Annotated in this window: 6 protein-coding genes and 2 pseudogenes; 3 read left to right on the top strand and 5 right to left on the bottom strand. The window is 63.9% G+C overall.

The window, feature by feature from the left end:
- Positions 1–785: 785 nt before the first annotated feature.
- A pseudogene (locus tag ACFWO3_RS14025) lies at positions 786–875 on the top strand (DUF4193 family protein); the annotation flags it as partial.
- A 163-nt stretch (positions 876–1038) separates the two neighbouring features.
- On the opposite strand, the gene ACFWO3_RS14020 reads toward ACFWO3_RS14025, so the two are convergent.
- The 5 genes from ACFWO3_RS14020 to ACFWO3_RS14000 all read right to left on the bottom strand — a co-directional run bounded on the left by ACFWO3_RS14020 (position 1039) and on the right by ACFWO3_RS14000 (position 8187).
- A complete protein-coding gene (locus tag ACFWO3_RS14020; RefSeq protein ID WP_378578329.1) occupies positions 1039–5652 on the bottom strand; it encodes an HAD-IC family P-type ATPase in 4614 nt (1537 codons plus the stop codon).
- Positions 5653–5735: 83 nt separating this feature from the next.
- The gene (locus ACFWO3_RS14015) at positions 5736–6182 is read right to left on the bottom strand and encodes a hypothetical protein (RefSeq protein WP_378578328.1); all 447 of its coding nucleotides are present in this window, start codon (positions 6180–6182) and stop codon (positions 5736–5738) included.
- A 269-nt stretch (positions 6183–6451) separates the two neighbouring features.
- Positions 6452–6778, bottom strand: coding sequence for a cupin domain-containing protein (locus ACFWO3_RS14010; protein ID WP_378578326.1), 327 nt, complete (start codon positions 6776–6778; stop codon positions 6452–6454).
- Positions 6779–6877: 99 nt separating this feature from the next.
- Positions 6878–7387, bottom strand: a complete 510-nt coding sequence (locus tag ACFWO3_RS14005; protein WP_378578323.1) for a dihydrofolate reductase — start codon at positions 7385–7387, stop codon at positions 6878–6880.
- Positions 7387–8187: a thymidylate synthase gene (locus ACFWO3_RS14000; RefSeq protein ID WP_378578320.1), complete on the bottom strand. Its 801-nt coding sequence runs from the start codon at positions 8185–8187 to the stop codon at positions 7387–7389. The genes ACFWO3_RS14005 and ACFWO3_RS14000 overlap by 1 nt, the downstream gene beginning before the upstream one ends.
- 58 nt (positions 8188–8245) lie before the next feature.
- Here ACFWO3_RS14000 and ACFWO3_RS13995 point away from each other — a divergent pair, with 58 nt between their 5' ends.
- Both ACFWO3_RS13995 and ACFWO3_RS13990 read left to right on the top strand, forming a co-directional pair.
- Positions 8246–9121: an aldo/keto reductase gene (locus ACFWO3_RS13995; RefSeq protein WP_378578317.1), complete on the top strand. Its 876-nt coding sequence runs from the start codon at positions 8246–8248 to the stop codon at positions 9119–9121.
- Between the two features lie 108 nt (positions 9122–9229).
- A pseudogene (locus tag ACFWO3_RS13990) lies at positions 9230–9544 on the top strand (SDR family NAD(P)-dependent oxidoreductase); the annotation flags it as partial.
- Positions 9545–9557: the final 13 nt, after the last annotated feature.

The following is a 9557-nucleotide window of genomic DNA, read 5'->3' as shown; positions in this document are numbered from 1 at the left end:
GGTCCCCGCCCGGATCGCGTCCTCCGCCCGCCGACTGACGCTGCACCTACCGACAGACTGGCCCTGGGAAGCAGCCTGGAACACCCTGTTCGCCAAAACCTTCGACCGCAACAAGCCGATCATCGTCTAACACCGGGCACACCTGCCCACCCTCGATGCGAAAACCCCAGTGGAACAAGCCGATACATGAGATCGGGCGATACTCCACGGCCTCATCCGCCATCAACGCGCACAAACGAATCCAGTCTCACCAGCGAACCGAATCGGTGGATTCGGGCTAAGACCTCGAACGTGGAAATCACTGCAAGCTCGGTAGGTTCGATTGTGTCGTTGTCGCAGTGGTTTCCTATCCGCCGGCGACCGATTGTGTATTGGCCGCGTCGCCGGTGGGCTCCATTCCTCGAGCAGCGTCGAAGGCTTTCACCGCAGTATCGAAACAGACCGCGACGGCCGACGAAGGGAAGTATCGGGAACAGGGTGGAGAATGGCCATCGGATTCCTTCCATCGCCGAGGATGCGCGGATCGCAATAGCATGAGCTTGGAGCGAGCCGCTCTGCGATCCTCGGTGGCTTGTGTCGTTTCCGGCGGGATGGGCATTCGCGCGGCCCCTCAACATCGACAAACCGGAAGCTCGACCTGGCGAAGTCTTGACGGCGAAACTGGCCGAATTGAGTCTGCGGAACCAGGTGCTGTACGGAATCTTCCTCGTCCGTGAGCGTAGTAGCCTCGAGGAGATGACCGGTGGCCTTCTGCGCGCCCTGATGCTTTGCGACGAGGTGTCTCAGGGGCGGACTTGTCCGGTGAGAACCTTGACGTGAAGGTCGTTCCCGAACAGCGAGATGAATTCACCTGCATGTCTTGCTTTCTCGTATAGCACCGCAGCTGCCTGGCCGACACCGAACGAATGCTCTGCCAAGACTGCGTTTGATCCGAGCTGGTTGATACGAGCTCTGGATCTTCAATCGGGAGCGTCGCGTCCACGTTTGCTTCGGGCGGCGCGTGGCCTCGTGCCTCGTGTTGACCGTCCTTGTTCTCGGTCACGTGTGGATCTCCTTTCGTACCGGCGTCTGGCCCTCCGATGTGGAGCGGGCGGGCAGGATCGCTGCCATGGCAGTAGCGGCTGCCGAACTCGAGGCTACGACGAACCACGCGAACGGATCGAGGGGGACGCAGCCGAAGAAGCTACCGACGCCAGGTGTCATGATGATCACGGCGAGTGCGGCAGCGCTGGCCGAGGTGGTTGCCCACACGAGCGGGCTGTGCCACGCCGTGACCAACGTCTGTCCGAGTTGGGTGCCGACGAGCGCAGCCAATCCCATTGTGCTCGCGCGCATGCGGGGCCCGGTGAAGCGTCCGATGGTCCAGGCGGCGGTGGCTCCTGCGGCGGTGGTGGCGCCACGAACTGCAATGATACGCATCATTTCCGCCCCGAGTTCGGGACGTGGCAACGCTGCCAGTTCTGCACTCGCTACCGCTGCCCGCGAACGAATGTCCGGCGCTTCGGCAACTGGGGTGTCGCCATTGGTCGGCGTTCGTTTCGACAGCGCAACGGCCATCGCCGGGAACATGTCGGTGAACAAGTTGACCAAGAGATATTGCCGCGTTCCTACCGGTGCTCGGCCGATCACAGTGGTGCCGATCAACGTGAATGCGACCTCACCGGCATTGCCTCCGACCAGCACACCGACGGCGTCACGCACTCGTTGCCACATCCCCCTGCCCTCCACCAGTGCATCCAGGAGAAGTGTCGTATCGGACTCGGTGAGCACCAGATCGGCCGCATTGCGGGCCGCCGCAGAGCCTTGGGCTGCGATGCCGATGCCGACATCGGCCGTTCGGATAGCGGCGGCGTCATTGCTCCCGTCGCCGGTCATCGCCACCGTATGGCCGGCGTGGCGGAGCGCGGTGACGATTCGTACCTTGTGTTCTGGACTGACCCGTGCAAAAACCGAAGAGCGGTCTATCAGTGCTGCCTGCCCGCTTTCGTCCAGTTCGTCCAGGTCCTTTCCCGTGGTGACTTCCTCGGCGGAGATGCCGAGCTGTTCGGCGATGGCGCGAGCAGTGACGGGATGGTCGCCTGTGATCATGCGGACGCTCAGGTCGTTGTGGGTGAGTTCGGTTATCAGCGGTAATGTTTCGGGCCGAGGGGTGTCGGCCAACCCGATGAACCCGAGCAAGGTGAGTTCCTCGACCGAGTCCTCGAGCTCGTCTGGGGCGTTGGTGAAGTCTCTCCTTGCAACGACGAGCACGCGCAGTCCGCGCTTGGCCAGTCTTTCCACGACGGTGTCGGTCTTCCGGCGGTCCGCCATTGTCATGTCGACAACCGATCGGGTCGCCTCGGCAGTACCTTCGCGTTTGCCGCGCAGGCCGCGGGTGCAGCGAGGCAGTAAGACCTCCGGTGCGCCCTTGACACAAAGGCGAGTGTGTTTCGACGTGTGACCGAGAGTGGCAGCGTAACCGCGATTGCTTTCGAAAGGAATTTCCTCGATCGGATCCCAACGGTGCGGGGATTGTTTGCCGAGGTGACGCTGCGCGCCTTCGATGACGGCGCGATCGGTTGCGTGTGAAACAGGTCCTTCGTCGGGGTCCGGGCAGGCCCGTGCGGCAGCGCGTAGCAGTCGTCTCGCGTCCTTGGAATTTTCGGACTGCTCGGTGTCCCACTCGTCGTCGGCGTCGGCAAGCGCGACGAGATCCAGTCGGCCTTCGGTAAGTGTTCCGGTTTTGTCGAAGCACATGGTGTCGACGCGACCAAGCGCCTCGACGGTGCGACTGGATCGAACCAGCACGCCTTTGTGTAGAAGACGGCGCGCCGCTGCCAACTGGGCAACAGTGGCGACCAAGGGAAGGCCCTCCGGTACGGCGGCCACAGCCACCGCAATTCCGTCCGCCAGAGCAGGCCGCAGTTGCCTGCCGCGAAGGAAACTCAGTGCAGTGACGAGGCCACCACCGGCCAGGGTCACGGGCAGGGTTCTGTCGGTGAGCTCGTGAAGCTGATTCTGGACGCCACTACGCGGCGGAGGCCCGGACACCGCCAGAGCACGACCGGACTGGGTTCCTGCGCCGACTGCTACGACGACCGCGCGCCCGGTTCCGTTGACGACGACGCTGCCTTCGAACACCATGCACGCTCGGTCGCTCAGCTGCGCTCCAGGAGTGGCGCCTGTCTGTTTGTCGACGGTGACCGACTCGCCGGTCAGCCCTGACTCGTCGGTTTCGAGCCCATCGACGGCGAGTAGTCGGGCGTCTGCCGGGACTATGTCTCCACCGCGCACGGCAATAACATCTCCCGGCCGCAGTTCGTCGGCAGGCACGGCCTCCTCGTCCGTCTCTCGCAGTTCGTATCCGCGATCACGGGCAGCGGGGTGAATCAGCAGTCGTGCGCTCTGCCGCTCGGTGATCAGCATCTCCTCCAGCGCCTGATCAGCTCGACGATGCTGCAGGGCAGAAACAATCGCGTCGAGCCCCAGCACCGAGCCGACCAGGATTGCGTCGGTCGGTGACCCCAGGATCGCAGAAGCCGTTGCCCCGACGCCGAGCAACGGCGTGATGGGGTCCTGAAGTTCCCGCCGGACCTGACCGGCAAAGTTCACTGATCCCACGACGGTCGAGCGCAGCCCAGCTCCGAGCGGCCCGGAGAACTTGTCCGCCTTGCCGATTGCTGTCGAGACTGCACTGAGTGCGGCGGGCGGGGAAGCGGCCGTCGTTGCGTCGGACTTTCGGTCAGGATCAGGTAAGCGGGCGAGGACTTCGTCGGGTTCCAAGCCGTGCCACGGAACGAGTGGGACCTCGTCGGGCGACCATCCGAGCCCAGCGCGAACGCCGTCGTAGATGCTGAAGCACATTCCAGCCAACTGGGCTATCACCAACGGGCTGGTCACCCGCGAACGCCGTGCTTTGCCCTGCCCCGCAACCATCAACAACCCGCCGATGGTACTGGCGGAGAAGGCTAGAACGCGCCCGCGCCGGCTTACTTGACGCGCGACGGGCGTGGCCGCGAGTATCCGTTCGGCACACTGCAGGTCCGGGCAGATGAGGTCGGCGTTCCACGGCACCACCACCTGCGTGTGCTGGCCATCTGTGAACAAGCCGATCGACAGGTCGGCGGCGGCCATGGCCTTGTGTGCGTCCCGGCTGACGAGGCCGACGACGTATCCATCTTGTTGCAGGCGCTGCACGACCTCGGTCGTGGAACCATGGTTGGTCACGAATTCATCTGTGATTGGGCGTAATTCGTTACCGCTCGCGTCGCCGATCACGATAACCCGCAGGCCCGCGCGGCGAGCTTCGGCGAGGAGGCTCCCGGCATGCGAATCGAGTTCCGGACCGACCAGAACTCGGCCCACCGGGTGGTCGTTGTCGCGCAACTCGTACCACGCTGTATCGAGTTGTCTATCGGTACGTCGTCGAGATTCAAGCAGCTGCAATCGGTTTCGTTGACGTCCGGGTGGCGGCGGAATGGGGAGCGTGGCGGGGTGGCCTTCCTCCTTCCCATGCCGCGCCGTCCACAGTAATCGCTGCGCGGCGCGCCACACGTGTTCCTTGTTCCACTCGGCGTCCAGATTCTCCGCGTCGAGAACAAGTCTCCTCGAGCTGCACAAAGCGTGCTGGTCGACGACCACCGCCGTGAGCCGGTCGAGATGCCGCCATGCTTGGGGTTTCATCGACAGCACACCGTGGCGGGCCATCATCGTCGACAACGATCCGGCGAAGCACTCTCGGCTGGCGCGGGTCGCCGTGGGCACGCCGATCAACGCGGCGGAGGCGGCATCGTGCAGGCCGCGGTTACTCAGCAATGCCGCTATCGATGCGACGCCCGAGCCGACGGCCGCCGAATCGGCAAAAGACTCGATGGGGCCGCGGGGTAAAGGGACAGGGCGACCGGAGGCCTGGGTGGGTTGTTCTACGTGTGTTTGTCGCCTGTAGTTCGGATGCTGTTCCCAGGCGCGCCACAGCTCGTAACGAGACGTGTTCTCGGCAAGGCGTACAGCCCGCTGACACGCGTCGATGAGCAAGCTCGACGGAGAACCACCGATCGCATGTCCCAAACCGTTCGCCACGGTGACGGTGAGGTCGGCTCGGGCGTTCCCCAATCGCCCTTCCAACCCTCTTCGAAGGCGTGGTTGCACGTCCATCAGCGCTGCCGCAGCTTGGAAAGTCCGCATTACCGGAATCGAGGGCACCGCAGTCGTCGTGAGGGAGAAGATTGCGCCGACGGCATCGGTCGTCAACTGGGCGACCCCCGCAAATAGCGGCTCGCGGTCGGCGGGGTGGTCGTCTCGCCTGCTCCAAGGCTCCGTGGCGACGCCACCGGCCTCCTCGACTTCCTCGAGCACCTTCAAGACTGCGTCCACATCCAGCAGTGACGAGTGTTCGACCGCGACGCGTCCCGTTGCTGCGTTGATGTTGAACCACGTCACCCCGTCTGTACGGCGCAGTTGCTCGGCAAGATCACGAGCCAGATCCGCCCCTTCGGACGTTGCGAGTCCACGTACCTCGGCGAATACGTGCCCGGGACGGTTCGTGACACGTCGTTGGTTTCGAACCGTGCGTGGGTCCAGCAGCGCGGAAAGGTCGCCGGCGGCGTGTTCGATCAGTTCCGAGACGACAGCAGGAGCCACCGCGCGGGCCAAGCCCACCGGCGCCCGCGTCATTGTGCGCGTCACCTTCGCGGCAAGGTCGAAGGGTGCGCGGACCGGGGATGTCAGTAGCGCACGCTGATTCCAGATCTCGAATATCATCGGGCGGCGCGCGAACGATTGCCGGACTTCGTGCCGGTTCGCTTGGCGGCGGTCTTGCGGGGCGACTTCGACGTCGATTTGGCGGCAGGCCGAGATTTGGACGACCGAGAGGATCGCTGCGCGGTCGAACTCTTACCGCCGGGTTCGTTGGCCTCGGCCGAATTGTTCGACCGGACCAGTTCGCGAACTACGAGTGCCGCGCCGCCGACGGTCAACACCACCGGCCATTCGACGATCCCCACCGCGCCCACGACCACAAGGGTCAGAGCAGCAGCAGGGGTCGATTGCACACCAAGTCGAGCGCCCGAGCGCACGCCTGTCGCCGTCCCCCGGGCGGCGCCCCATAGCCCGCCGACGGCCGCACCGCCCAACGCACCTGCCGCGCCCACTGCCGTCGACGTAGTGGTCGAAGCGACTCCCACGGCCTTCGATGCAATGTTCATGGCCCACATCCCGTCGCCGAGCGATACTTGGGCTGCTCACCCAGTAATTGACGCTTACCCAGCAGCGAAATTGCGAAACCGTCGCTTGATAACAGGGTCCACCATCGAGGCGATACGGGAACATCAAGACATCACCTGGTCGCCGAGGATGGCTCCTCTTCTGACGGACCACCGGGTTTCGAGAGTGGCAGGTTCGGTCCGTCCGAGCCTTCGCTCGCGCGATCACGGGACCCTCCTCGGTGCCGAGCACCGCAGTCGCGAGCCGGTCTTCACATCGCGACGGTGAGCAGAAAGACGACGTCTTCGATTGCATCCACGCTGTGGCGTTCTGCCGGCAGCACCAGGAAGTCTCCGGTGGATCCCTTCCACGAGTCGTCACCGCACATGAGGTTGAGCTTTCCGTCGAGAACCAGAAGTGTGGCCTCGCCGGGGCTCACGTGTTCTGCCATCCCCTGCCCGGCGGTGAGCGCCACCAGAGTCTGCCGAAGGCTGCGCGCGTGACCGCCGTACACGGTTTGCGAACTGCGGCCGCTCGACGCTGCGGTCGCCAGCTTCAACTGCTGGCGCGCGAGTGCGGTCAGAGACTTCTTGTCCATGTGGAGCCACTCCTGGAAGGGTCCGACAATCGCAGGGGCTGCTGCGAATTACCTACTTGGAGTATGACCCACCTCGCTACGGTGGTAACGCCGAATGGCCTAACCACGTGCGGTGTGGGGGAGTGTCCAGGTCACGAACCGGAAGCGGACCCCGCTTTTCTCCGAACGCAGCCAGGCGCCGGTGGTGCTTGCCCGCCAGCCGTCCCCGATCTCGGGTGCGTAGGTGTCACCGTCGAATTCGGCGTCGATCTCGGTGACGACCAGTTCGGTCGCGAAGGGCATTGCCGCAGCATAGATTTGGGATCCACCGGTGATGCAGACGTTCTCCGAGGTCAGAGTGAGAGCCTCGTCGACGGACGCGACCCTCTCGGCGCCTTCGTCCGCCCAGTCCGGTTGTCTGGTCACGACGATGTTGCGTCGACCGGGCAGCGGACGAAACCGCGGCGGAAGCGAGTCCCAGGTGCGGCGACCCATCACGACGGGTTTGCCTGCGGTGACGTCCTTGAAGTGGGCCATGTCCTCGGGAACGTGCCACGGGATCGTGTTGTCGACTCCGATGACACCGCCGCGCGCCTGCGCCCAGACGAGGCTGACCTGTCGCTGCGGCATCAGACGGCCACCGGCGCCTTGATTGCCGGGTGGTGCTCGTAGCCGACGATCTCGATGTCCTCGAACGTGTAGTCGAAGATGGAATCGCGCTTGTTCAACTTCAGTGTCGGGTAGGGGAACGGCTCACGCGAGAGCTGCTCGTTCACCTGCTCGACGTGATTGTCGTAGATGTGGCAGTCGCCGCCGGTCCAGACGAAGTCACCCACTTCCAGTCCGGTCTGCTGAGCCACCATGTGCGTGAGGAGCGCGTAGCTGGCGATGTTGAAGGGAACACCGAGGAACAGGTCCGCACTGCGCTGGTAGAGCTGGCACGACAGCTTGCCGTCGGCGACGTAGAACTGGAAGAACGCGTGGCACGGTGCGAGCGCCATCTGCGGGATGTCGCCGACGTTCCACGCCGAGACGATCATGCGACGCGAGTCCGGGTTGGTCTTCAAGGTCTCGATGACCTGTGCGATCTGGTCGATGTGCTCGCCGGACGGTGTGGGCCAGCTTCGCCACTGCACGCCGTACACGGGGCCGAGGTCACCCTCCTCGGTCGCCCACTCGTCCCAGATGGTGACGCCTTTGTCCTGCAGCCAGCTGACGTTCGATTCGCCGCGCAGGAACCACAGAAGTTCGTAGACGATCGACTTCAGATGTACTTTCTTGGTGGTGACCAGCGGAAAACCTTCGGCGAGGTTCCAGCGCATCTGGTGACCGAACACGGACCTGGTTCCGGTTCCGGTGCGATCGGCCTTCGCGGTGCCCTCGGTCTGGACCAGCCGAAGGAGGTTCTCGTACGGGGTAGGCACAGTCACGAGGGCCAGTTTACGCAGGAGCTCGGCAGGTGTACGCCAGGATCGTTAGCCTGGGATGATGAGTATTCCCGACATCGCTCTGAATTCCGGAACCACCATCCCGCAGCTCGGTCTGGGCGTCTGGCAGGCCACGGACGAGGAGACGGAGCACGGCGTTCGTTACGCACTCGACGAGGCGGGATACCGCCACATCGACACCGCTGCCGCGTACGAGAACGAGACGGGTGTGGGCCGGGGAATTGCCAACTCCGGCGTGCCCCGCGAGGACATCTTCCTTACGACCAAGCTCTGGAACTCCGATCAGGGTTACGCGGAGGCCCGGAAAGCGTTCGATGCCAGCCTCGGCAAGCTCGGTGTCGACTACGTGGACCTGTACCTGGTCCATTGGCCGTTGCAGAACGAGGAGCGGCTGCTGCACACGTGGGACGCATTGGAGAACATTGCGGAGACCGGACGTGCGAAGTCGATCGGCGTCTGCAATTTCGAACCACGTCACCTGCAGTTGCTGATCGATCGGGGCGGAATGCTCCCCGCGGTCGACCAAGTCGAGTTGCACCCCAACCTGCCGCAACGCGCTATTCGTGCGTTCGCCTCCGGCCACGGTATTGCCGTCGAATCCTGGAGCCCGCTCGGCGGCACGAGCAACTCGGGTTGGGGCAAGGCATCGAAGCCCAACACCTTGCTCGTGGATCCGATCATCACCCGTATCGCGGACCGGCACAGCAAGTCGCCGGCCCAGGTGCTGATCCGATGGCACCTGCAGAACGATCTGATCGTCATCCCGAAGTCCGTGCACGACGCACGGATTTCCCAAAACATCGACGTGTTCGACTTCGAACTCACCGATCAGGACCTCAGCGAGCTGGACACGCTCGACAACGGCAACCGGGTCGGCGCGCACCCTGACGACATGAACATCGGCGCTCCGGATTGAGGCCTTCTCGTCTGGGTACTCGGTCGCCCGAACCGTCAGGTTCGGGAAGGAGCGACCGTGAGCGACGAGCACGATCACACCATCGAGTATCCGGGCTATACCGGTGAGATGAACGATCAACCGCGCGATTCGATGCGCGGTTACCGAGGGCATCGGCTTCTGGGCGGGCGCCGGGCGCTGATCACGGGTGGCGACTCGGGTATCGGTCGCGCCGTTGCCGTTCTGTTCGCCAAAGAGGGCGCCGATATCGCAATTGCCTATCTCGAGGAGAGCTCCGACGCCCAGCATACGGCGGACCTGGTGAAAGCCGAAGGACGTACGTATGCGTTGTTTCCGGGCGATCACGCCTCGGCGGAGCACTGTCGTTCAGTGGTCTCCGGGACCGCGACCGCACTCGGCGGCATCGATATCGTGGTGAACAACGGCTGAAAGGAAT

The sequence above is a fragment of the Rhodococcus sp. NPDC058521 genome (genome assembly GCF_042719695.1).
GTDB lineage: Bacteria > Actinomycetota > Actinomycetes > Mycobacteriales > Mycobacteriaceae > Rhodococcus_F.
Note: the sequence above shows the minus strand (reverse complement) of the source record. Positions and strands in the feature narration are given on the sequence as shown.

Coding starts and splice junctions, on each gene's coding strand:
- ACFWO3_RS14020 (WP_378578329.1), bottom strand. CDS start 5,652: ATGACGCGGGCGCCGGTGGGCTTGGCCCGCGCGGTGGCTCCTGCTGTC.
- ACFWO3_RS14015 (WP_378578328.1), bottom strand. CDS start 6,182: ATGAACATTGCATCGAAGGCCGTGGGAGTCGCTTCGACCACTACGTCG.
- ACFWO3_RS14010 (WP_378578326.1), bottom strand. CDS start 6,778: ATGGACAAGAAGTCTCTGACCGCACTCGCGCGCCAGCAGTTGAAGCTG.
- ACFWO3_RS14005 (WP_378578323.1), bottom strand. CDS start 7,387: ATGCCGCAGCGACAGGTCAGCCTCGTCTGGGCGCAGGCGCGCGGCGGT.
- ACFWO3_RS13995 (WP_378578317.1), top strand. CDS start 8,246: ATGAGTATTCCCGACATCGCTCTGAATTCCGGAACCACCATCCCGCAG.